Origin of the sequence: Nitrosophilus alvini, from assembly GCF_015100395.1 — a bacterium.
GTDB lineage: Bacteria > Campylobacterota > Campylobacteria > Campylobacterales > Nitratiruptoraceae > Nitrosophilus > Nitrosophilus alvini.
Genome location: NZ_AP022847.1, coordinates 375,820 through 399,801 on the forward strand (window position 1 = coordinate 375,820; position 23,982 = coordinate 399,801).

Here is a 23,982-nt window from a genome sequence, read left to right on the forward strand (position 1 = left end):
TGAAGATTTGCAACCCAACCACCCACCTTAATTGTTGACATATGCTGTATATCTAAAGTATAAAACTATTTTCTTTTAATAATCCTTAATATCTATTTCTGTGTCTTCTCAAAGGCTTTTTGAACCGCTTTTATGAAAGCATTTCTTGCCCCCTCTTCTTCAAGTACGGCATATCCTGCGGCGGTTGTTCCGCCAGGACTCATTACTTCATCTTTTATCATAGAAGGGACTCTGTTTTTCAAAAGCGGTACGAATCCCTCAAAAAGACCTTCGACCAGTTTTTTTGCATCTTCTCTTTTTAATCCCTCTTTTACGCCGCCGTCTGCGAGAGCTTCAGCTATTACGGCCAAAAATGCAGGACCGCTGCCCGCTATAGCTGTAGCTATATCAAGCTCCTTTTCGGAAGAGACCCATAAAACATCGCCAATTTTATCAAATATTTTAATTGCATCCAGTTTTGTACTGTCGTCGCCCGTTAGTGTTGTCATAGACTTTTTGAAAACTGCCGAAAGGTTGGGCATGGCTCTGACATATTTTTTTGCTTTTATCTCTTTTTTCAATTTTTCGATTTTAGTTCCCGCCAGTACCGATATGAGAGTATTGGCTTCACTTTTGAAATAGTCCGAGACATCTTCTATGGCATGTGGCTTTACGCATAGAATGACTGTTTTGTCTGAAGAGTCGAATTCTTCGTAGGTTTTAACGCAAATATCCATCTTTTTGAGATTTTCCAGTTTTTCGCTATCTCTTCCTATCACTTCCAGTTCAAAATCATCTTTTAATCCGTCTATCAGGGCGAATGCCATTTTTCCTGTACCTATGATTGTTATCCGATTCATATTCTGCCTTTACTGGTAATTATGAGCCACATACTTCTTGATTAATATTATAAAACAAATATTACCATATTTACGGTAAAATATCTGAAACAAAATCAAATCAAAGAGGGCATATGAAAAAAAGTTTTGCTGCATTATTGACGGCTTTGGTATTTATAACCGGTTGTTCTACCAAGAAAGAGGTAGAATACAACAAACCGGCCATTTACTGGTATCAAAAAATTATAAAAAAAATAAGTGTCGGAGATCTTGACAAGGCTGACGAGTATTTTACGTCACTTCAGAGTGAACATATAGGTTCCCCTTTTTTAGCCGAAGCTATGCTTATGCTGGCCAAAGCGCATATGGAAAATGAAGAATATCTTCTTGCACAGTTTTATCTGGATGAGTATATAAAAAGATATGCAACATACAGAAAAAGAGAGTTTGCAGAGTATCTAAAAATAAAAGCAAGTTTTTTGGGATTTAAAAATCTCTATCGTGACCAGAAACTTTTAATGGATACTATAAAAGATGCAAACGGATATCTTGAAAAATATCCCGATTCCGAGTTTGTTCCATTAGTTCAGACAATACTTACAAAACTCTATATGGCAGAGTTTATACTGAATAAGGAGATTGTATCTCTTTATAAAAGAAGAGGAAAGCCTGAAGCGGCAAAAATATATGAAGAGAGACTGAAGTCTTCGTGGATAAACGATAATGAGATATTGAGACCAGAGAGTGCATGGTATGAGAAGATGCTTGATTGGTAGCAAGATGGTAAATACAAAAGGAGTTTTATGAAACTGAGCGATTATAATGCTTTTCCAGCAACAATACCGATAATTGTGGAAGATGAGATTTTTCTATATCCGTTTATGATATCCCCGATTTTTTTAAGTGATGACAAAAATATAAATGCGGCGGCAAAAGCTCTGGACGAGAACTCTTTGGTGATGGTTTGTCCGGCCAAAGAAGGAAAAGAAGGCGGAAGGGATTTTGATTCTATCTATCCTGCCGGTGTTATAGGTTCAATTATGAGAAAAGTCTCTTTGCCGGATGGAAGAATCAAAATACTTTTCCAGGGATTGGCGCGTGGAAAAATAATTCAAAAAATAGGTGAAAATCCTTTAACTGCGCTTGTTGATGTGATTACATCAAAGCCGTATAATGAAATAAAACTGGAAGCTTTACTAGAAGTATTGAGAGAAAAAGTAAGAACACTGGCAAATGTAAGTAGCTATTTTCCTCCCGATCTTTTAAAAACAATAGAAGAAAATCACGAACCGAATAGAATAGCCGATCTTATCAGCAGTTCTATAAAACTTAAAAAGAGCGATGCATACGAACTTTTTACAGAAGAGGACGTTGAACAGCGCTTTATGATGCTTATAGACTATATAACAGAAGAGATTGAGGCAAGTAAGCTTCAGCGTGAGATAAAGACCAAAGTACACAGCAGAATAGAGAAGATCAATAAAGAGTATTTTCTCAAAGAGCAGTTAAAACAGATACAAAAAGAGTTAGGCGTCGATACTCAGCGGGAAGAGGAGATAGAAGAGTACAGAAGAAAGTTAGAATCAAAAAAACGTTACATGAGCGAAGAGGCTTACAAAGAGATAAAAAAACAGATAGACAGATATGCAAGAATGCATCCGGAAAGTGCCGATGCAAACGTTTTGCAAAACTACCTTGAGTGGGTGCTTGAGATTCCTTTCGGAAAATACTCAAAGAAAAAACTTGATATAAATGCTGTCAAAAAAGAGCTGGACAAAGACCATTACTCTTTGGAAAAGCCTAAAGAAAGAATTGTAGAGTATTTCGCCGTAAAAGAGCTTTTGGAGCTCAGAGGACTCAAAAAAAGCGAAGGAAAAGGGGCTATACTCTGTTTTGCAGGGCCTCCGGGTGTGGGTAAAACCTCTTTGGCTAACTCAATTGCGAAGGCTTTAAAAAGACCGCTTGTAAGGATAGCTCTTGGAGGACTTGAGGATGTAAGTGAACTCAGAGGCCATAGAAGAACATATATAGGCGCAATGCCGGGGCGTATAGTACAGGGTATTATCGATGCCAAAGAGATGGATCCGGTTATGGTTCTTGACGAAATAGACAAAGTGGGAAGAAGTTTCAGAGGAGACCCTACTTCTGTTCTTCTGGAGATTTTAGATCCTGAACAAAATACGCACTTTAGGGACTATTATCTCAATTTCAGTATAGATTTGAGCAATATTATATTTATAGCGACGGCAAATGATATAAGCACTATTCCGGCACCGCTTAGAGATAGAATGGAGTTTATTTTCGTTAGCAGTTATACTCCTCAGGAAAAGTTTGAAATAGCTAAAAGATATCTGATTCCACAGGAGTTGAAAAAACACGGGCTCAAAAGAAGTGAACTCTCCATATCAGATGCAGCCTTACAGGTTATTATAGAAAAATATACAAGAGAAGCAGGGGTTAGAAATCTTAGAAGAAGGATAGCAGATATCGCAAGAAAAGCTGCAAAAGAGCTGCTTGAAAATCCGGAAATCAAAAAGATATCCGTTACACTCAAAAATCTGGATAAATATCTGGAAAAACCTGTATTTGAGATTGAAACTGCCGATAAAGTTCCTCAAGTGGGGGTGGTAAACGGACTTGCTTGGACGGCTGTGGGTGGAGATGTTCTGAAAATAGAGGCAATAAAGATAAAAGGCAAAGGAATGCTTCAGCTAACCGGTAGCCTTGGAGAGGTCATGAAAGAGTCTGCAAGGATAGCTTTGAGTGTAGTTAAAGTTATGATTGATCAGAGAAAATTGCCTATAGATGAGAGTGTCATACCCAAAACTTCAAAAGAGCGAGATGAGGGTATCAAAGTAGATCCTAGCGAAGTTTATAGAAGATACGATCTTCATCTGCATATTCCTGAAGGAGCGACACCGAAAGACGGGCCAAGCGCCGGTATAACAATGGCTACAGCAATATCTTCAATTCTTTCAGAAAGAAAGGTAAGGTCAGATATAGCTATGACGGGAGAATTGACACTCACAGGAAGGGTATTGCCTATAGGAGGACTTAAAGAAAAGCTTATCGCAGCATATAAGGCAAAGATCAAAAAAGTTTTAATTCCCAAAAAAAATTATGACAGAGACTTAGATGATATACCCAAAGAGGTTGTTGATGCGCTGGAGATCATACCTGTAACAAGAGTAGAAGAGGTACTTAAAGAGAGCCTACTTTAGAAGGCTCTCTTTATATAAAATGATATCAGGTTGCGGTATATTGATTTATTTTCTCTTTAAGAATCTGTTCCCTGATAGGTTTGTTTATAAAGTCGTTTGCTCCACTGTCAAGTGCTTCGACTCTTTTTGTCTCATCGGTGCTGAGAACTATAACTGGTATCTGTTTTAAATTTGTGTCGCTTCTTAATATTTTTAACATTTCTATTCCGTTCATTACCGGCATTATAATATCAAGCAGTATTATATCTATATCATTGTGCTCCTTGAGTACATTTAAAGCTTCTGCTCCATTTTTTGCTTCATAAACCTCTTCTATATTGTCAGATTTCATCAACATGGATTTTAATAGTTTTAGATTAATAAAATCGTCGTCAACTGCCAATACTTTTATTTTTTTCATTTTACCCTCTCATTTAATAATTTTTAAACTCATAATGTTCAGATATATTTTTCTACAACAAGCCTCAGAAGATCTTTATTTACAACATTTTTTATCACGTCGCTAAATATAGACTTCTCTTCCTCTGTTGCCGTAGCTGAGGGATCAATAAAAAGAATAATCGGTGTTTTCATGTTTGATGCCTCTATTGTATTTTTGATTTCCTGTAGATCAAATCCGTCAAGCTCCCTGTCGACCAAAATCAGTCTGTATCCACCTTCTTTTATTTTTTCAAGGAGTTCATTGAAGCTACCAGCTATATCGGAACTAAAATCAAGTTCGTCTATAAGTTTTTCAAATAGTTTTGATTCTACAGGAGTTTTTTTCGCAATAAGTATATCTTTTTTTATATTCTCATCAACTGTTTTTATCTCCTGAGTCTCTTTCTCGCTTGTTTTTTGAATCTCTTTGTCTTCTTGTGTCGATTCTTTTAGCCGTTTTGTCAGCGGATGCTCAATCTCTTCTTCAACTATTTTATCAGAAAGGAATCTCTCCAATATTGCGGCAATCTCATCTCTGACAAGAGGTTTTGTGGCATATTCATCAAAACCTTCGCTTAGATATTTTTCCCTGTCTCCTTTCAGTGCATGAGCGGTTAAAGCGGCTATCGGAACATGAGGAACCTTATAATCCTCTTCATAGTCCAGAATTTCATGAAGAGCTTCTACACCGTCCATTATAGGCATCTGAATATCCATAAATATAATATCGTAGTCGCCGTTTTTTCTCTTTTCAAAAGCTTCCAGACCGTTATTGGCTAGATCAACTTCCAATCCCATATCTTCCAGTGTTTTTTGTATGAGCTTCTGATTTATCATATTGTCTTCTGCTACAAGAGCTTTGGCTTTGAATTTAATTTTTGAAAAATCGAACTCTTTAACCGTTTTTCTTGAAGTTTTACTCTTCTGCTCATAATCGAGGAGCAACTGTTTCGTTTTAGTTACGTTAACGGGTTCGTAAATCAGTTTTATTAAATTTTTAGCGAATCCCTCTGTTGTTTTCTGATGACTGATTTTGGCTATCAATGAGGTGGGAATATTTCTGATGAAAAAGTCTTTCAGCCTGTTTTCATCCGTGTAGTCAAAATCCAGAAGAACAAAATTGTATCTTTTGTGCTCTTTTAGCAGTTCGTCCAGATCGTTAAAAATATTGAATTTGGCGCCGTAGAAATCGAGATATTCGCGGATATACCTGTTTTGGTCTTTTTCCATTCCAGGAATTTCCAGGAAAGCTACTTTTAGACCTTTGAATTTTCCCTCGAGTGTTTCGTCAAGGCTTGGAATCTCTTCTAATTCAAGAGTAAAGAAAAATTTTGAACCTTTTCCGATTTCGCTTTCAAGATCGAGTTTCCCGCCCATAAGTTTGACAAATTCGCTGGATATTGTAAGTCCTAGTCCGGTTCCTCCATATTTTCTTGTTACCGAAATATCGGCTTGGGAAAAAGCTTCAAAAATCTGGGCTTTTTTCTCCGCGGGTATTCCTATACCGGTATCTTTTACAACAAAATCTATTTTTGCTTTTCCGTTTTCTGAAGCATTTTTTCGTATTTCTACTGAAACGGAGCCGCCGTTATCGGTAAATTTGATAGCGTTACTGATAAGGTTTATAAGTACCTCTTTAATTTTTGTAGGATCGCCTTTTAGTAGATTGCTGAGTCTTGGATCTACAAAAAGGCCTAAATTTATATCTTTTTCTGCCGCTCTAGGTGCGTAAACTTCGACGGCACTTTCAAACTCTTCGATAGGATTAAATACGATATTTTCGATTTCGATTTTGTTACTTTCGATTTTTGAAAGGTCAAGAATACTATTTATAATCTGAAGAAGATTTTCAGAGCTTTTTTCTATTATATTTACAAACTCTTTTTGCTCTTCATTTAGTTCCGTACTTTTGAGTAGCTCTGTAAATCCGACAATGCCGTTCAATGGTGTTCTAATTTCATGAGACATGTTGGCAAGGAACATACTCTTTGCTTTACTTGCCTCTTCGGCTGTCTCTTTTGCGCTTTCGGCTTTGATAAGGGCAGTTTCCAGAAGTTCATATGCTGTAGCGATACCTTCTGTTGTATCAAGATTGATATCTGCTGCCACATTTCCTTTTTCATCACGAATCGTTTTGGACTCTGCAACCTTTTTAATGACAGCTTCGAGTCTTTTAATGTTGCCTGTAATGTCTCTGGCAAGAAAGTAGCCCCCTATCATCAACAGTACTGAAAGAGAAAAGAGAACAGCAGAAGCGATCAAAACATATGTCTGTATTTGAGAAACCTGTTCGACTCTGCTTATTATCGCGTTACTTACAACTTTTTCAGCATTTCTTATTACATCGATTTTTTCAGTCTGGAGGTTGAACCAAAGTGTTGGGTCAACAGGGTATAAACCGTCATTTACGGATCTTTGAATACTTACTCTGGTCTGAAGTACTTCGTTTATAATATCTTTGGCGTCTTCGCTACCAAATATATCGTTAAGAGCTTTTTTTACATCAGACGAAGAGAGATTATTATAGGATAGATTATCTGCTTTCCCTATAAGAGAGTTCCATAAAATAAGCTCTTTGTCAGATGCTGGCGTATATCTGGCAAGTATGAATGAGACGAAGCCTCTTTCGATACCGGTATACTCTTTTGCGGTAACAAACTGCACATATACGGAAGATATCGCCGTAATCTCTGGATTGATTGAGTAATATACAAGATTTGACAGGTTGTTAAGGATTGGAGTATTTATCATATCCGTATAGAAACCGAAAAATACATTTTCAAAGCCGATTTTAAGTGTGTCGACTTTTTTTCTGATAAAGTTAAGCTCTTTTAGATTTGTTAAAACAGTTTTGACTCTTAGCGTTAATTCGGGATTTTTTTTCAGATAGTTTTTAAGGTCTTGAATAGCCTTGTCAACTATGCTTCTCTGTTTTTTTAGTGAGTCTTTTATCATTTGACCCCGGCTTCCGATATAGATAGATGTCATCCCCCTCTCTTTAGCGACCTGTGTCATTAAATTGCTTAGTACTCTGTTGAATTCTATCTCTTTCTTCAAAGTCTGCGTTTTTTGATAAGTCTGATATGAGTCGTACAGGAAGTAGCCTGACAACGAGAAAAGAAGCAGCAGCGGCAGAAGACTTATTAGCTGCATTTTTCTTATTAGACTGAGTTGCATATCTATCCTTTTAGTTTAGATTTATATTATATTTCTGAGCAATCGTGGAGCATTCGCGTGCACCGCTTTGTAAACCTTCTTTTAGAAGTTTCTTTATCTTTTTGATGTTTGCATTTCCTTTTTCGAGATAGATCTGGGCAAGATAGCAGTTAGCTCTTGCATTACCTATTTTTTTTGCCTCAAGAAAAAACTTTTCTGCTTTATCAAGATCTTTTTGAGTACCCATACCGTTAAGATAGAAAAGTCCTAAAAAATATTTTGCCTGAACTGATCCTTCTTCTACAGCCAATTCAAAAAACTCTTTTGCTTCTTTATAATTTTGGCTTTTATATGCCCTGATTGCGTTGCTGAAGTTTGAAGCGTATAGAGCTATTGCTGCGAAAGCGAGAGAAAAAAATATCTTCTTCAATGTCAATCCTTTGTTATCTGTTTAAATTTCAATAGTTTTACTCAGGTTTTCTAACATTTCAAAAAATTTATCGGCTGCGTCTGCTTTATTTTCGCTCTCATTGTTGTCACACAGCTTACTAAGCTGTGCACTGAACTCTTCGAGTCGTAAATTGTCTGTAATTCCTTTGAGTTTTTTTGCCGTTTTTTGCAACTCTTCTTTTTTTTGATCGGAAATGAGGCTGTATATTGTCTCTTTTTGTTTTTTTGCTTCTTTTATGAAATCTTTTATCAGTTCGTGAATAAGCGTTTTTGGAAGACCTATTTCATTGGCTATTTTTTCCGTATCGTACTCTGTCTGCTCTTTTGGCTCCGTTTCTTTTATGATGTCGAAAGGATATATCTCTTCTTCATTTTGATTTGTATGGTCGCTGATATCTTTTTCAAAAACAGTATCGTTTTCCACAGGTAAAGAGATAGTTGTATCTACATCTTCTTCAATGTGCAGTTGCTCTTTCAGCTCTTTTATAAAATCGTAAAATTCCGAAAGTTTTTCTTCCAGAGTTTTTTTATCATTTGAACTATTGATAACAGAAAGTATTTCGACGGCTTTTTCGATACGCAGATTTGCTGCTGCACCTTTCAGTTTGTGTGAATAGTTTCGTATCTCTTCAATATTTTCGCTTGAAAGCAGTTCTTCGAATTTGGGCTTATACTCTATCGCCTGGTTAATAAACTCTTTGACAAATTCTGTTATAAGTTCCGGTGTTAGCCCTAGCTCTTTAGCAGCATCTTCCGGATCGAAAATAGGGGATTCGGATATTTTTGTAGTAGCCGGTTCCTCTTTTTCTTCAAAAAACAGGGGAGCCTCCTCCTCTATAGAAGAAGGAGTGTCAAAATCTAGATTGATATCCAGTTTTTCATTTTCAAAAGTTTCCGCTTGTTCTGTTTTAAATATTTCGGGAGTATCCGTGTTGTCCTGAGATATCAAAACTTCATCTGTTTGAGGTTGCATATCGGTCTGGAAAGCCGATATCTCAGGATTTTCTTCTATGTTTTGATCCGGTAATCGAAAATTATCTTCTTCTTGATCCTGATACTCTGTTGGAAGAATAAGATCAGGCTGTGGCGTATCATGATTTTGTGAAAGAGAGGATTCGTTACTTACGCCTTTTATGTTTTCGAGTCTTACTGAGTAAAATGTTTCACCGTTATCCATATAAAGCATGTCTACAGTGATTTTGCATTCAAATTCATGATTATTTTTCGTGTGAATTATTGCTCTTGGAGTCTGAATATTGCTGTGTAGTACAAAATTGAGCCAGGAGAAATTTTCAAAATTGTAAACATATCCGGGTCTAACTTCAAAAAGTTCGGCTATATCTTTTATATCTTCTTTCAGTTCATCTAGGGAGGAGTATCCCAATAGTTGTAGACTGTAGTCTGAAATTCCTACAAGCTCTCTGTTCTTCGTATATAAAATCAATTTTTGTCCTTTTAACTATTCTCTCTTCTCTTTTTCCAAAAGTGAGCGGTAAAGTTTTTCAGCCTCTTCTATATCTTTTCTGTTGGCAGGTTTTCGTGCCGCTATATATCCAACTTTTTGACCCTCTTTTATAATAGGTTTTATATGGGTTTCGACCCAGTAATATTTTCCATCTTTTCTAAGATTTTTAACAAGCCCATGCCACTCTTTATTATTTTGAATTGTTTCCCACATCTGTTTGAATGCAGCTTTGGGCATATCTGGATGTCTGATGATGTTGTGGGGTTTTCCTATAAGTTCTTTTTTTTCGTAGCCGGCGATTTCGCAAAATTTTCTGTTTGCAAAGGTAATGACACCTTTAAGATCGGTTTCGCTTATTATGACACCTTCAGAAAAAACAAACTCTTCATCTTTTGGTGTTGGTCTATTCATGACAGTACTCCGGTAAAGCCGCTACAGACAGCCTGCTTGCCTTAAAATAAAAGTTAACATTTAATTTTAATACGATGGGATTAATATATCATATAATTATAAAACTTTTTCTTAAAAATCTGCGTTTTTTATGTTTTTTGCGCTTTTTTCATCGATGATACTGCAAAGATCAGAAAAGGAGGCCGATTTTATATTTTCAAATGATCCGAAATAGTCCAAAAGCTTTTTAAGCTTGGCTTCCCCAATACCTTTTGCTTTTAGAATAGAAATGCGACGATCGGCTTTTAGTTTCTGTTCTCTGTGAAACTTTATGGCGAATCTGTGGGCTTCATCCCGCAATTTTTGTAAAAAGAGAAGTCTTTTGTCTGTCGGTTGTAATCTAAAGAGCTCATTTTTAGTATATATCAAATCTTTGGCTTTTCCTTTTGCTCTGTATGCTTTTGCATCTATTTTCTCTTTAGATATTGCAACTACATCAATATCTACGCCGAAACTTTGTAAAATATCCTGTGCCAGACGTCTTAGTGTCTCTCCGCCGTCTATAACCCAAAGATCGGGAGGTGGATTTTTCGAAAAACTGTTGCATCTTTTTGTAAGTATCTCTCTCATCTGGGAATATTCATCTTTTGAAGAGAGATTGTAATGTCTGTAATCATTTTTTTTGAACTTTCCGTTTTCGTATACAGCCATTGCGCCTACCGGAATTGACCCTTTAATATGGGAGTTGTCGAAAATTTCTATTCTAAACGGATAATTTTCCAGCTTCAAAAGTTTCATAACCTGCAACAGGATATCATCTTTTTCTTTGGATTGCTTTTTCAAAAGCTCTTTTGCGTTAAGTATTGCAAGCTTTGCAAGATTTAACTTATTGCCTTTTTTTGGGGTGGAAATTGTTATTTTTTTCCCCAGTTTTTGCGAAAGAAAAGACTCTACAGTTTTTCTATCCGAAAAATCGTGTGCAGTGATGATTTTTTTGGAAGTTATAGGTGAATCGACAGAATAGAAATCAAGAATAGCTCTTTTGTAGGCCTCATCAACATCGAATCCTTTTGTATCATCGTACCTGATTATATTTGAAGAGCTTGAAATCACTCTTCCTTCCCGCATAAACATTCTGACAATAGAAGCTTTGCCTTTTTCGCTGTATACAGCAAAAATATCGATGTCTTCTACTCGTGCAAGATCGATATTGCTCTGTATTTCGCTTTTTGAGATCCGTTCGATTCTGTCCCTGATTTCGGCAGCCTCTTCAAATCTCAACTCTGCCGATAACCGGGACATTTTAGCTTCAAGTTTTTTTATGAGTGTTTTTTTGTCCAGAATATACTTTTTTGCCTCATCTACTATATTTTTATACTCTTTTGTGGAAATTTTTCCTTCGCACGGAGCAGAACATCTTTTTATCTGATAGAAAAGGCACGCTTTTTTTTGATTGAGGCATCCTTTTTTCTGAACGAGCGGAAAAAGCTCGTATATGGAGTCGAGTATATCTTTTGCTGCGGTGGAAAGAGGCCCGAAGTATTTGATATTTTTCCCTTTTATAACTTTTCTGGTTATCTCAAATCTGGGAAACTCTTCGCTCATATTTATGTAGATGTAGGGATATGTTTTATCGTCTCTTAAAAGAATATTGTATTTGGGTTTAAGTTGTTTTATGAGGGAGTTTTCAAGAATAAGTGCATCGTTTTCATTTTCAACGATTATATATTCTAGAGCATCCACTTCACTTGCCATTTTGAAAATTCTTGGGCTTAGATTTGGTGCGGGGCAGAAGTGCGGTGAAAATCTGAAATAGCTTTTGACTCTTTTTTTGAGACTTTTTGCTTTGCCGATATAAAGAAGTCTGCCCTCTTTATTGAAGTACTGATAGACTCCCGGTTTGTCAGGAAGGTTTTTGATATCGTTTTTCAATTTCTCATTTGCTTTCGACATTTTTTCTGATGGTTTCTCTTATTTTTTCTATCATTTCGGAAACAGTGTCTGTTTTAGCCATATTTTCAAATTTTCCGCTTGATTTTTCAAGATATGTTGCCAGTTTTGTTTCTCTCTCTTCTCTAACAGGAAGTTTTTTGTTTGTTACAAATGTTTTTATCTGTTTTACATCAAAATTTTTGCACTCTTCTACAGATATTTTAAGTTTGTTTAATAGTTCATTTATGAGAGTTTGATTATAATTGAACTCCATTTTCATTCCAGGGTGTTTTAGTGCGATATAAAGGGTATTCTGTTTTTTGTATCCAAATATAACGGCATCTTTGAATCTTTTTGGAAGAAGATTCAGAAGTTTTCTAAAACACCTCTGTTCGTTCAATTTATCTTGATTTTTGGAAAAAAGATGAGACACAACAGATTTTGCATTTTTCATATTGTAATTATAGCACTAATACTCAGTTTTTCAGGCTGCGGATATAAAGCTGACCCGTATTACCCCGCTGACAAAGACAAAACCGAAACAGCAGGTAAAAAATGATTTACGATTATATTATTGTAGGTGCGGGTATAGCCGGTCTTTATGCAGCACTGAATATTCCCGAAAATAAAAAAGTGGCAGTTCTCTCAAAAGAGCCTCTCTGGGAATGCAACACTTTTTATGCACAGGGTGGTGTGGCGACAGCCAGAGATGAAAAAGATATCAATGACCATATAGAAGATACGCTTAAAGCAGGCTGCGGACTTTGTAATAAAGAAGCAGTCGAGATAATGAGCCAAAACAGTATCCTTGTCATAAATGACCTGATAAACAGGGGCTTCGAGTTTGATACAGATGAAGAAGGAAATCTACTGTTTACCAGAGAAGCTGCACACTCCAGAAACAGGATACTGCATGCAGGAGGAGATGCAACTGGAAGACTACTACACAAATTTTTGATAGAGAACTGTTCCCATAAAGTTTTTGAAAGCGTTGAAGTTGCTGACCTGCTTGTAGAAGAGGGGGTGTGTTACGGAGTTACTGTAAAAAAAGAGGGAAAACTTAAGAATATCTACGGAAAAAATGTCTTTATTGCCAGCGGAGGAGTCGGGTCACTTTATGAATATCATACCAATGCAAATACTATAAGTGCCGATCTGCAGGGAATCTGTCTTGAAAAAGGCATAGAGCTTGCAGATATGGAATTCTTGCAGTTTCATCCTACCGTTTTTATACTCAGCCACAGAGCAAGAAAGCTTCTTTTGACAGAAGCTCTCAGAGGTGAGGGTGCAACTGTTGTGGATGAAAAGGGAAGAAGGTTTCTTTTCGATTATGACTCTAAAGGAGAGCTTGCTTCAAGAGATATTGTAAGCAGGGCAATATATGATTATAAACTGAAAGGTCACAAAGTCTATCTTTCGTTTGAAAATTTTGAAGAGGAGTTTTTCAGGTACAGATTTCCTACTATCTATAAAAACTTCAAAGAGCTTGGTTTTAATGTGCCCAGGCAGAAAGTGCCGGTTTCACCTGCTTTTCATTTTGCGATGGGAGGCATTAAGACGGATCTTTACGGAAAAGTTCCCGGTTTCGAGAATCTCTATGCTATAGGTGAAGTGGCATGTACAGGGGTGCACGGTGCAAACAGACTTGCGAGTAACTCTTTGCTTGAAGGATTAGTTTTCTCCAGAAGGGCTGTAGAAGTTGCTTTAATTAACAATTTTGAGCCGAAAAGCAAAAAATTTCCGGTTTTGAGAGAGAAGCTAATCAAAGAAAATGATAAAGATATAAAAAATGAACTCAGACGGGTTATGTGGGAGAAAGTAGGAATTATAAGAAAAAGAGAGAAACTCCAAAGCGCTTTTGATTTTATATGTGAGAGTGAAAAAAAAGATATAGGAAGATTTTTGAAGCTGAGACTGCTTTGTGCCAAAGAGATAGTAAAAAGCGCACTTGCCAGAAAAGAATCGATCGGAGCTCATTATATCGAAGATTGAAGATTAAAGAAAAAAGTGTTATTGTTTTGCTTAAAATCAGAAACATTCATTGAAAGGAAACTCTATGCATGAGTTGGCAATGTCCCATACCTGGGTGGGTTACGCTTCTTTAGTTATATTTGTGATAGGCTATTACTTTATAGCAGCGGAAGAGAAGTTTCACATGAATAAAGCCAAACCGGCTTTATTTATAGGTACGTTTATATTTATGCTGATTGGAATATATTTTACAATCAACGGTCTTGATCCGGATCCTCTCCATGATGAGATGGAGAAACTGATACTGGAGATTGCCGAGATATTTTTCTTCCTCTTTGTAGCGATGACATATATTGAAACTCTTATAGAAAGAAAAGTTTTTGATGTTTTGAAGTACAAACTTGTATCGAAAGGATACAGTTATAGAAAACTTTTCTGGATAACAGGTGTGTTGGCATTTTTCATATCGCCGGTTGCGGACAACCTTACAACAGCTCTTATCTTATCTACAGTTCTTTTCACTATTGATAAAACAAATAACCAATTTCTGGTCCCTGGCGCTATAAATATAGTGGTGGCTGCAAACGCGGGAGGTGCATGGAGTCCTTTCGGCGACATTACCACACTTATGGCTTGGACCGCCGGTAAAGGCGAATTTGTAGATTTCCTTTTTCTATTTCCAGCTTCTATAGCAGGATGGCTTATTACTGCATGGCTTCTTGCCAGAGTTGTTCCAGACGGACAGCCGCATTTTGATGCATCTTTGCCTAAAGCGGAACTGAAACCCGGAGCCAAAGTTGTTATCTGGCTGGGAATCTTTACAATATTTACCGCCGTTATGGGACATCAGTTTTTCCACTTTCCTGCTATGTGGGGAATGATGTTTGGACTTTCGCTTCTAAAACTCTACTCATATCAGCTGAAAAGAAAAAATAAAAATGGCGGATTTGATGTCTTTGTAAATATGAAACACGTAGAAAACGATACACTTCTTTTCTTTTTCGGTATTCTTTCTGCAGTCGGTGCTTTACACTTTTTGGGATATCTGGAGTATATTGTAAAACTTTATGATATTATTGGGCCAAGTATAGGAAATGTAGGTGTTGGTGTTATATCGGCGATTGTCGACAACGTTCCGGTTATGAGTGCAATTTTAAAAGCGGATCCTCAAATGGGTCTTGACCAGTGGCTTCTTGTAACTCTGACTGCAGGTATAGGCGGAAGTCTGATAAGTTTCGGAAGTGCAGCGGGTGTTGGAGTTATGGGAAGACTCAGAGGTATCTATACATTCGGTGCACATATGAGATATGCTTGGACTATAGCGATAGGATATATCGTATCCATAGCAATCTGGTATTTGCAGTTTGAAATACTGGGAATTTATTGATAATATATGTGTAATTGATAGTAAGGAGAAAAATTAATGCAGAATGTTCCCATTGTAATACTTGATTTCGGTTCTCAATACACTCAGCTGATAGCCAGAAGGCTCAGAGAAGAGAAAGTGTATTGTGAAATATATCCCTATTTTGAAGATATAGAAACAATAAAATCGAAAAATCCCAAAGGTATAATTCTAAGCGGAGGGCCTTCAAGCGTATATGAAAAAGATGCTCCCAAAATTGACAAAAAAATATATGAACTTGGTCTTCCTATATTGGGTATCTGCTACGGTATGCAACTTATTACATACGATTTCGGCGGCAGTGTGGCAAGAGCCCTTTCACATGAGTACGGAAAGGCAAAACTCTATTTTGATGAAGTGCACGGGCATATTTCGCCTCTTTTTAAAGATACGAAGAACGGTCAGACTGTATGGATGAGCCATGCTGACAAAGTTGAGGAACTGCCTGAAGGTTTTGTCAGAATTGCCCATACCGATAACTCCCCTTATGCGGCTATTGCAAACGAGGAAAGAAATATATATGCTTTGCAGTTTCATCCCGAGGTATCACACTCCGAAGAGGGAACCAAAATCCTCAGAAACTTTGCAAGAGAGATAGCAAAAGTAGAAGATGTATGGGATATGGGACACTTCGCCAAGGAGCAGATTGAAAAGATAAGAAAAAAAGTCGGTAAAGACAAAGTTTTGTGTGCACTCAGCGGAGGAGTTGACAGTTCAGTAGTTGCGGCACTGCTGCATGAAGCAATAGGAGATCAGCTTGTTCCGGTGTTTGTAGATAATGGTCTTCTGAGGGCAGGGGAGAGGGAGAAGGTAGAGCATACTTTCAAAAATATTCTTCATGTTCCTCTTATTACCGTTGATGGTAAAGAGAGATTTTTGGAAGCTTTGAAAGGGATAACAGATCCTGAAGAGAAAAGAAAAAGAATAGGTCATACTTTCATAGAACTTTTTGAAGAGGAAGCAAAAAAACACAAAGGAATAAAATATCTTGCGCAAGGAACCCTCTATCCGGATGTAATAGAGTCGGTTTCCGTCAAAGGTCCGAGCGAGACGATAAAGTCTCACCACAACGTCGGCGGGCTACCTGACTGGATGCAGTTTGAACTTATAGAGCCTTTACGAGAGCTTTTCAAAGATGAGGTAAGAAAGCTGGGGCTTGAACTGGGCCTTCCCAGTGAAATGGTAAACCGTCATCCGTTTCCTGGACCCGGACTAGCTATAAGGATTATGGGAGAAGTTACAGAGGAGTCTTTGGAATTGCTAAGGCGTGCTGATACCATTTTGCTTGATGAGATAAAGGCAGCAGGATACTACAACAGACTCTGGCAGGCATTTGCGGTTTTACTCAATGTTAAAAGTGTAGGCGTTATGGGAGATAAGAGAACTTATGAAAATACCGTTGCAATCAGGTGTGTGGAGAGTACCGACGGAATGACTGCTACTTTTGCACATCTTCCGCATGATCTACTCGAAGATATCAGCGGCAGAATCATAAATGAAGTTGACGGAATAAACAGAGTCGTATTTGATATAACTTCTAAACCGCCGGGGACTATAGAGTGGGAGTAGCCTCTTTTTGAGCAGCGAAAGAAAGATGAGAGTTTATGTTTTGTCTAATACCGAGATAACGGGAGCTGTTAAGCTTCCCGTTATCAAGATTGATTTTTTAAAAATCTCTGTAGACCTTCAAAAGTATGACTACCTTATTTTTACTTCAAAAAACGGTGTTTACGCCATTGACAAAATTTGTAATGAATGGAAAAATATCCCCTCTTTAGCTATTGGAAACGCTACTGCCAGAAAGATAGAAGAGTTAGGTGGCCGGGTCGAATTTGTCGCTAAAAGATTTTACGGCGACGATTTTGCAAAAGAGATTGCAGAAAAATTTGATAAAAACAGAAAATTTCTCTATTTGAGAGCAAAAGAGGTGGTTTCGAATTTGACAGCCGTTTTAAGAGAACATGGATTTTATGTAGAGGAGGCGGTTGTTTATGAAACGAGATGCAGTGATTGTAAAAGCCTGAAAAAACCTGAAAAAAACTCCTATATTATCTTCTCTTCACCTTCAACGATAAGATGCTTTTTCAAATGTTTCAAATGGGATAAAAGCTACAAAGCGGTCGCAATCGGCAAAAAGACGGCCTCATTTATTCCCAAGGATATCGATTGTATCGTTTCTCCGGTTCAAACTCTGCAGGGAACCGTCGATTTTTTAAGAGAAGAAAAAGCCCTTCGTTGACTTCTTTTTGTCTTTTAAGCAAATATCTAATATAATATATTTAAAACCTGAGCGGTGCGCTACCCGCGATATGGGGGTCCGACAATCGAACTTTTGAGGGAAGCGTAGCTCTGCGGTGTGTCGGTGACTTCGTTTGAGCCTGGGACGCCAGGCGAGAAGCTGCCGCCTAAAGCAGGGCTCATTCCTTCATCTTTGGTCATTTGGGACCATTGCATAGCGTGAACGCCCGCTCGGGTTTTTTATTTTGTCAAATAGTTAAGCGGTTTATAATGCACTGTTTAACTATTTGACTTGGACTTTTTAAAGCCGGGTTAACTACTAAACCCGGGTAATCAACTATAAAATCAAGGAACAAGATGGACGTACTGGTAGTTGGAAGCGGCGGCAGGGAATACTCTATAGGACTTGCCCTCAAAAAAGACCCAAATGTAAATAATATCTATTTTTCACCGGGAAACGGGGCAACTTTTCAGCTTGGACAGAATGTAAAAACCGAAGATTACGAAACTTTGGCGGATTTTGCGGAAGAAAAAGGAATCGATCTGACGATAGTCGGTCCCGAAGCGCCTCTGGTAGAAGGGATTGTGGATATATTCAGAAAGAGAGGATTGACAATATTTGGCCCTACACAAAAAGCAGCGCTTCTTGAGGGGTCCAAAATATACATGAAAAATTTTCTTGCACGTCACAATATTCCCACTGCAAGATATATAGAAACCGACAGTTTTGAAGAGGCATCCGCATTTATAGATTCACTTTCCGAGCCTGTCGTTGTAAAGGCAGATGGTCTTTGTGCCGGAAAAGGCGTAATAATAGCACAGACAAAAGAGGAAGCCAAAAAAGCTGCCGAAGAGATGCTGAGCGGAAAAAGTTTTGGCGAAGCCGGCAAAAGAGTTGTAGTGGAAGAGTATCTTGACGGATTTGAGCTTTCTGTTTTTGCTATAAGTGACGGTGAAAATTATGTAATACTTCCTGCTGCTCAGGACCACAAAAGACTTCTTGACGGAGACAAAGGACCAAATACCGGCGGGATGGGGGCATATGCACCTACTCCTCTTATCAATGAAGAGCTTTCAAGAAAGATAGAAGAACGCATCATCGCACCGACAATCAAAGGTATGAAAGAGGACGGTACCCCTTTTGAAGGTGTCCTTTTTGCCGGACTTATGATAGTAGACAATGAACCTTATACACTGGAGTTTAATGTAAGATTCGGAGATCCGGAATGTGAAGTTCTTATGCCGCTTATGAAAACTCCTGCGAGTGAGCTTTTTATGAAAGCAGCTACCAAGAAGCTTGATGAGCTAAATATCGAGTTTTATGACAAATATGCCGTGGGCGTGGTTATGGCAAGTGAGAACTATCCGTACGGATCAAGCAAGCCGGCTGAAATTATTGTTGATGAAATAGTGCATGAAGAACTTAAAGAGCATGCGCATATTTCATATGCGGGAGTCTCTTTAATAGAGGGGAAACTTTTCGCAACAGGAGGCAGAGTACTTGTTTGCGTAGGAATAGGCGATAGTATCAAAGAGGCCAGGGATTACGCCTATATGCTTTGTGGACAGGTTCACTTTGCTGGCAAAAAATTCAGAACAGATATAGCATATCAGGCATTAAGAGACAAATCTTGACGGATCTGCAAAGAAAGCTTGATAAGAGCGGTATTAGGCTAGGTTCGCTTACAAAACGCTCTTTGGCTTTTGCAATAGATGAGATGATTGTCACTTTTCTATTTCTTGCGATTATATGGGATATGCTTCCCAAAAACGGGAATGTGGAAGAGATGATAAATTTGACAAATGCTTTTTTTTTAGAAATAGTAACGATAAAAATAGCATACCATACTTTTTTTGTATGGAAGTATTCCGCAACGCTTGGAAAATTTTTTATGAAACAAAGAGTTATTTCTGTCGGTGACTTGGAGACTCCCTCTTTTGTACAGGCATTCAATAGAGCAGTTTTCAGAATAGTCAGCGAGATGATTTTCTATCTCGGTTTTCTATTGGCGTTTTTTGACAGATTTTATCAGGCACTTCACGATAAAACAGCCGGAACGTTGGTGGTAGATGCGTAGTTTGCGATTTTTTGTACTTATATGTTTATCTTTTGTGGCTGTTTTTGCAAAAGATGTGCCTGTAGAGATTCTTGCTAAAGATATATCTGCTCTTGATGGGAAGATAATAGCCCAGGAAGATGTAGTGATATTTTATGAGGATTTCTACATCCAGGCCCAAAAGGCGATATACGATAAAAACAGTTCTACTATTGAACTCTTTGGTGATATAGACTTTATAAAAGGGTCACGCTATCATGCAATCGCCGATTATGCTCTTTTTGACCTTGCGAATGAAAAGATATACACAAAACCTTTTTTTTATATGGAGCTTGATAGCAGGCTATGGATAAGCGCGGAGGAGTCTTGTGCTCAAAAAGGTATATATGAACTAGATAATAGTATAGTATCTAGTTGTGATCCGGCCGACCCTGACTGGAGACTGGAATTTAGCAGCGGAGAGTACGATACGAAGAAGAAATGGATCAATCTTTACAATGTGAGACTGTATGCCAGTAATATACCTCTTTTATATACTCCTTATCTGGGATTTTCTACTTCCAAAGAAAGAAAAAGCGGACTTCTAAGACCCAGTATGGGAATGTCCGGCAGCGAAGGTTTTCTCTACTTTCAGCCGATATATTTTGCACCCGATCTGCAGTGGGATCTTGAAATTGTACCTCAGATAAGAACAACAAGAGGGAAAGGAGTCTATACAACGTTTAGATTTGTTGACTCTCCTGTTTCAAAAGGCTATTTCAGATTTGGTGGCTTTAGGGAAAATGACGATTATAAACAGGAGCACAACCTCATATATAAAAATCATGTAGGTTTTGAAGCAAACTATGAAAGAAGCGAACTTTTTTCAAGAAAAAAAATGGGGGGGAAAGATGGTCTTTATATCGATATAAACTGGTTGAACGATATAGATTATCTCAATCTGCAGGAGAGCGACAGCTATAAAAATTTGGGTAATATAGTGATTTCCAGATTGAACTACTATTATAATAAGGCAGACCATTATCTAGGATTTTATAGCAAATATTTTATTGATACCTCAAAAACGGACAATGATTATACAATGCAGATGCTGCCCTCTTTGCAGTATCATAAATATCTAAACAGTTTTCTTTTCAAAAATCTTCTCTACTCTTTGGATTATAAATATAAAAATCTTTACCGGGAAGAAGGAATAAATGCTCAGCAGCATGAGTTTGACATTCCTGTAGGATTTTATTTCTCTATTTTGGATGATTATCTTGGATTTTCTGTTTCGGAAAATATCTATTTTACATATGTTGACTACTCAAATACAGACATATGGCGTGAAAATACCAGGATTTTCAGAAACTATCACAAATTTTCCATTTTTTCTGATCTGATAAAGCCGTATGACAACTTTTTGCATACTCTGCATCTGACATCTTCTCTATTTGTGCCGAGTTATGAAAAAGATATTGGGTATAAGGCAGATTTCATAACGGTCAACAGTGAAGAAAAAAGGATGGAAGTCTCTTTAAAACAGTATTTCTACGATATAAAAGGAAACGAATTTCTTTATCACAGGATAATCCAACCGGTCTTCTATAGCAGAGATTACAAATATGGAGAGTTGGAAAATGAGATAGGATATAAGATCAACTCTTCACTAAGTCTTGTAAATGATCTATTCTATTCTCATGAGAATAGCAGAGTCTCTTCTATGACTACTACTATTAGATATAATGATAAAGATTATAGTGTTAGATTATCACATTTTTATAAAGACAATATCAATTCCGGAGATTCAAATTATGTTTCAGCCAATATTTCTAAGAATTTATCCCAAAAATATAAACTATTTGCTAAAATTGATTACGACTTCAGCGAAAGTTATACAAAAGAGTGGAAAATCGGCTGGAGTATGTTTAAAAAATGCTGGAGTTATACATTCAGTTACGCAGAAGAGGTCAAGCCTGTTTTGACATCAGCAGGAAGCTCTTCTATTACCAACAGGGCAATATTTTTGAAAATAAATCTTATTCCTTTGGGTGGAGTAGAATATACATTTAAAGAGTCGACCCAGTATGATAAAGGAAATAATTAATGAAAACTGAAGCCAAAGTGGGAGTCTTTGTAGCGATAGGACTTCTTTTCCTTTTTTTATTGAGCACACAGGTTAACAAATTTGCCAATCTAGGCAAAAAAGGATATACGGTTTATGCATATCTAGAAGATGCTTCAGGCCTTGAAGTGAATTCAAAAGTCAGAATCAACGGTGTGGAAGTGGGATATGTAAAAGATATGTCTCTTGCGGGCAAAAAAGTGAAAGCCGACCTTTTTATCTATGAAAATGTAAAAATTCCGAAAGATTCAACACTACAGCTGATGCAAGAAGGTATGTTAGGCAATAAATATCTCAATATAATTCCAGGAAATTCCCAAGAATATGTAAAGCCTGAAGAGAATCTGGTAAAACAAAAAATCATGGCCTCCTTTGATGAGACAAGCAGCAGTATTGATGAGGCGGCAAAAGAGTTTAAAGAGTTTATAAAAGAGTTAAGAGCCGATATGAAAGGAGCCAACGGGGATGATTTGAAACAAAGTATTGCGAATTTAAGAGAGATTACCGATTCTATAAAAGCAATTATTGGTGAAAACAGGGAAAATTTGAAACTGTCGATTGGAAACCTTAAAATCATGGCAAAAGAACTCTCAGATGCGGGACGCAAATTTGGTGAGATGTCTGATAAGTTTGCTTTGACTGCTGATAACGTAAATGAGAGATTGCCTCAAATAATGAAGAAAGTTGAAAATATCGCATCTTCTTTGGAAAATGTTGGAGAAAATCTAGAGAGAAAACTGCCGGATATTATGGAAAGATTTGCGAGTTTGGAAGAAGATCTTCAAGATATTATAAAAGAGAACAAAAAACCTCTTTCGAATGCAATTAAATCTGCAGATACTTTTTTCAGCAGCGGCGGGGAGACGTTCAAAAAACTTGATAAGTATTTTACTGCGATAGGTCAGAGCCAGCTTCAGGTTGCATTTAGGACCGAATATATGAATAGTGATGATTATTATAAAAATTATGCCAGTATATACTATCTTCCGTCACCTACAAAGTATTATATGCTCGATATTGTATCTATGGATGACTATACGAGAAAAGATAGCAGCGGAAATATTATAGAACCGACTCTTCACGAAGATCAGAAAGTTCTTGTATCCGCTCAGTACGGGAGAAGGTTTGATGATGTTTTGATGCGTCTTGGTCTGATTGAGAGTACGGGAGGAGTTGGAATCGATTATTTTATGTACAATGATAAGATGAAAATATCTTTTGATGCTTATGATTTCAATGCCGTTAATGATGTAAGGGGAGACAAGGCACATTTAAAACTTGGATTCAGATACAGATTTTTAAAGCATCTTGATGCGGTTTTAGGATATGATAATTTCTTGAATTCCAAAGCTGCCAACTTCTATTTCGGTATCGGAATAGGATTTATCGACAACGATCTCAAAGCCTTATTAGGAACTGCTGGCAGTGCCGGGACATATCTGAAATGAGCAAAAAAGAGGAGATAAAGAAAGCTCTTGAAACTCTTGAATTGCCTGTTATGGTCTCTTTACACGATATAAAAAAACGGTATCATACGCTTGCAAAAAGATATCATCCTGACAGGGGCGGTAATAATAAAAAAATGGAAGAGATAAATATTGCGTATAAAATTTTGAAAGAGTATATAGAAAATTACAGGTTCTCATTTAGTGACGAAGAGATAATGAAACAGTTTCCGAGAGAAAATCATGCAGACAAGTTTAGATTCTAGGGTATTTTTCGAAGACAGAGAAGAGGCTCTTAAAAAGCTTATAGAGATATTGCCACTGGATGAGTTGAAAGAACGTAAATTCAAGCCTATCGCTGTCTCTCCCGGCGGAGTCTATTTTGCAAAATATATATCAAAAAGAGTCGGTATAAAGCCGGATTTTATCTTTACTGAGCCCATAAGTGCTCCGAATAATGAAGAGTGTGTTATAGCAATGGTGAGTGAAACGGAAGAGATAGTCATACATGAGGCATTGAGAGATTCTTTTGATATAAAACTTGATTTTATATATGGAGAAGCAGGAAGAAAATATGAAGAAAACATCTTAAAATATATATACAAATATAGAAAAGGAGAGATGATAAGTTCACTTAAAGAGCAAAATGTTTTACTATTAGACGAGGGATGTGAAACTGGTATGACGTTTATGACAGCTGTAAAAACAGCCATAGCCGCAGGCGCCAGAAATGTATATATCGCCACACCTCTAATTCCTGCAAGTGTGGAAGAGAGTTTGAAAGAGGTGGTCGATGAGATATATTCTCTTCATAAAATCGGTGCGTATATTGAAACTAGCCACTATTATAAAGAGCTGCCGCAACTTGATGCCGAGGCGGTAGAAAAGATTTTGAAAAACGATTGAAAGG

Annotated in this window: 20 protein-coding genes; 12 read left to right on the top strand and 8 right to left on the bottom strand. The window is 37.2% G+C overall.

The genetic code is table 11. The annotated features are described in order from the left end of the window. Positions 1-92: 92 nt before the first annotated feature. A complete protein-coding gene (locus tag EPR_RS02080) occupies positions 93-839 on the bottom strand; it encodes a pyrroline-5-carboxylate reductase (RefSeq protein WP_200763589.1) in 747 nt (248 codons plus the stop codon). Positions 840-952: 113 nt separating this feature from the next. On the opposite strand from EPR_RS02080, the gene EPR_RS02085 reads away from it, so the two are divergent. Then, a complete protein-coding gene (locus tag EPR_RS02085; RefSeq protein ID WP_200763591.1) occupies positions 953-1,594 on the top strand; it encodes an outer membrane protein assembly factor BamD in 642 nt (213 codons plus the stop codon). 27 nt (positions 1,595-1,621) lie between these two features. Continuing rightward, a complete protein-coding gene (lon, locus tag EPR_RS02090) occupies positions 1,622-4,039 on the top strand; it encodes an endopeptidase La (RefSeq protein WP_200763593.1) in 2,418 nt (805 codons plus the stop codon). A 25-nt stretch (positions 4,040-4,064) separates the two neighbouring features. Here the strand turns inward: lon and EPR_RS02095 are convergent, their stop codons facing one another. The 7 genes from EPR_RS02095 to EPR_RS02125 all read right to left on the bottom strand — a co-directional run bounded on the left by EPR_RS02095 (position 4,065) and on the right by EPR_RS02125 (position 12,285). Then, positions 4,065-4,439, bottom strand: a complete 375-nt coding sequence (locus EPR_RS02095) for a response regulator (protein ID WP_200763595.1) — start codon at positions 4,437-4,439, stop codon at positions 4,065-4,067. A 38-nt stretch (positions 4,440-4,477) separates the two neighbouring features. Then, a complete protein-coding gene (locus EPR_RS02100) occupies positions 4,478-7,636 on the bottom strand; it encodes a nitrate- and nitrite sensing domain-containing protein (protein ID WP_200763597.1) in 3,159 nt (1,052 codons plus the stop codon). Between the two features lie 10 nt (positions 7,637-7,646). Continuing rightward, complete coding sequence (locus tag EPR_RS02105) at positions 7,647-8,045, bottom strand: tetratricopeptide repeat protein (RefSeq protein ID WP_200763599.1); 399 nt, start codon at positions 8,043-8,045, stop codon at positions 7,647-7,649. A gap of 21 nt (positions 8,046-8,066) precedes the next feature. Beyond that, the gene (locus tag EPR_RS02110; RefSeq protein WP_200763601.1) at positions 8,067-9,509 is read right to left on the bottom strand and encodes an Hpt domain-containing protein; all 1,443 of its coding nucleotides are present in this window, start codon (positions 9,507-9,509) and stop codon (positions 8,067-8,069) included. A 15-nt stretch (positions 9,510-9,524) separates the two neighbouring features. Further along, the gene (locus EPR_RS02115) at positions 9,525-9,941 is read right to left on the bottom strand and encodes a PAS domain-containing protein (RefSeq protein ID WP_200763602.1); all 417 of its coding nucleotides are present in this window, start codon (positions 9,939-9,941) and stop codon (positions 9,525-9,527) included. A 111-nt stretch (positions 9,942-10,052) separates the two neighbouring features. Next, positions 10,053-11,873, bottom strand: a complete 1,821-nt coding sequence (gene uvrC, locus EPR_RS02120) for an excinuclease ABC subunit UvrC (protein ID WP_200763604.1) — start codon at positions 11,871-11,873, stop codon at positions 10,053-10,055. Further along, the gene (locus EPR_RS02125) at positions 11,857-12,285 is read right to left on the bottom strand and encodes a hypothetical protein (protein ID WP_200763606.1); all 429 of its coding nucleotides are present in this window, start codon (positions 12,283-12,285) and stop codon (positions 11,857-11,859) included. Before EPR_RS02125 ends, uvrC begins: the two co-directional genes overlap by 17 nt. 122 nt (positions 12,286-12,407) lie before the next feature. Between EPR_RS02125 and nadB the strand changes: the two genes are divergently transcribed. The 10 genes from nadB (at position 12,408) to EPR_RS02175 (ending at position 23,978) form a co-directional block, all read left to right on the top strand. Next, positions 12,408-13,844 carry an L-aspartate oxidase gene (gene nadB, locus EPR_RS02130; protein WP_200763608.1) on the top strand — a complete coding sequence of 479 codons (1,437 nt, stop codon included), beginning with the start codon at positions 12,408-12,410 and terminating at the stop codon, positions 13,842-13,844. Positions 13,845-13,908: 64 nt separating this feature from the next. Beyond that, positions 13,909-15,210 carry a sodium:proton antiporter NhaD gene (nhaD, locus tag EPR_RS02135; protein WP_200763609.1) on the top strand — a complete coding sequence of 434 codons (1,302 nt, stop codon included), beginning with the start codon at positions 13,909-13,911 and terminating at the stop codon, positions 15,208-15,210. Between the two features lie 36 nt (positions 15,211-15,246). Then, complete coding sequence (gene guaA, locus EPR_RS02140) at positions 15,247-16,797, top strand: glutamine-hydrolyzing GMP synthase (RefSeq protein WP_200763610.1); 1,551 nt, start codon at positions 15,247-15,249, stop codon at positions 16,795-16,797. Positions 16,798-16,804: 7 nt separating this feature from the next. After that, complete coding sequence (locus EPR_RS02145) at positions 16,805-17,467, top strand: uroporphyrinogen-III synthase (protein ID WP_200763611.1); 663 nt, start codon at positions 16,805-16,807, stop codon at positions 17,465-17,467. Positions 17,468-17,823: 356 nt separating this feature from the next. Beyond that, entirely contained in the window at positions 17,824-19,101 is a 1,278-nt protein-coding gene (purD, locus tag EPR_RS02150; RefSeq protein WP_200763612.1) for a phosphoribosylamine--glycine ligase, read from the top strand. After that, positions 19,098-19,544, top strand: a complete 447-nt coding sequence (locus tag EPR_RS02155) for an RDD family protein (RefSeq protein WP_200763614.1) — start codon at positions 19,098-19,100, stop codon at positions 19,542-19,544. Before purD ends, EPR_RS02155 begins: the two co-directional genes overlap by 4 nt. A 1-nt stretch (position 19,545) precedes the next feature. Continuing rightward, positions 19,546-21,609 (top strand): LPS-assembly protein LptD, encoded by a 2,064-nt coding sequence (locus tag EPR_RS02160; RefSeq protein WP_200763616.1) that lies wholly within the window; start codon positions 19,546-19,548, stop codon positions 21,607-21,609. Next, positions 21,609-23,075, top strand: a complete 1,467-nt coding sequence (locus tag EPR_RS02165) for an MlaD family protein (RefSeq protein ID WP_200763621.1) — start codon at positions 21,609-21,611, stop codon at positions 23,073-23,075. The genes EPR_RS02160 and EPR_RS02165 overlap by 1 nt, the downstream gene beginning before the upstream one ends. Next, entirely contained in the window at positions 23,072-23,338 is a 267-nt protein-coding gene (locus EPR_RS02170; RefSeq protein ID WP_200763622.1) for a J domain-containing protein, read from the top strand. Before EPR_RS02165 ends, EPR_RS02170 begins: the two co-directional genes overlap by 4 nt. After that, positions 23,316-23,978: a phosphoribosyltransferase family protein gene (locus tag EPR_RS02175; protein ID WP_200763623.1), complete on the top strand. Its 663-nt coding sequence runs from the start codon at positions 23,316-23,318 to the stop codon at positions 23,976-23,978. Before EPR_RS02170 ends, EPR_RS02175 begins: the two co-directional genes overlap by 23 nt. Positions 23,979-23,982: the final 4 nt, after the last annotated feature.

Bases quoted from the DNA above. Each gene is read 5' to 3' on its own strand.
- EPR_RS02115 (WP_200763602.1), bottom strand. From the start codon at position 9,941: ATGAATAGACCAACACCAAAAGATGAAGAGTTTGTTTTTTCTGAAGGT.
- EPR_RS02165 (WP_200763621.1), top strand. From the start codon at position 21,609: ATGAAAACTGAAGCCAAAGTGGGAGTCTTTGTAGCGATAGGACTTCTT.
- EPR_RS02100 (WP_200763597.1), bottom strand. From the start codon at position 7,636: ATGCAACTCAGTCTAATAAGAAAAATGCAGCTAATAAGTCTTCTGCCG.
- nhaD (WP_200763609.1), top strand. From the start codon at position 13,909: ATGCATGAGTTGGCAATGTCCCATACCTGGGTGGGTTACGCTTCTTTA.
- EPR_RS02095 (WP_200763595.1), bottom strand. From the start codon at position 4,439: ATGAAAAAAATAAAAGTATTGGCAGTTGACGACGATTTTATTAATCTA.
- EPR_RS02080 (WP_200763589.1), bottom strand. From the start codon at position 839: ATGAATCGGATAACAATCATAGGTACAGGAAAAATGGCATTCGCCCTG.
- EPR_RS02085 (WP_200763591.1), top strand. From the start codon at position 953: ATGAAAAAAAGTTTTGCTGCATTATTGACGGCTTTGGTATTTATAACC.
- nadB (WP_200763608.1), top strand. From the start codon at position 12,408: ATGATTTACGATTATATTATTGTAGGTGCGGGTATAGCCGGTCTTTAT.
- purD (WP_200763612.1), top strand. From the start codon at position 17,824: ATGGACGTACTGGTAGTTGGAAGCGGCGGCAGGGAATACTCTATAGGA.
- EPR_RS02170 (WP_200763622.1), top strand. From the start codon at position 23,072: ATGAGCAAAAAAGAGGAGATAAAGAAAGCTCTTGAAACTCTTGAATTG.
- EPR_RS02175 (WP_200763623.1), top strand. From the start codon at position 23,316: ATGCAGACAAGTTTAGATTCTAGGGTATTTTTCGAAGACAGAGAAGAG.
- uvrC (WP_200763604.1), bottom strand. From the start codon at position 11,873: ATGTCGAAAGCAAATGAGAAATTGAAAAACGATATCAAAAACCTTCCT.
- guaA (WP_200763610.1), top strand. From the start codon at position 15,247: ATGCAGAATGTTCCCATTGTAATACTTGATTTCGGTTCTCAATACACT.
- lon (WP_200763593.1), top strand. From the start codon at position 1,622: ATGAAACTGAGCGATTATAATGCTTTTCCAGCAACAATACCGATAATT.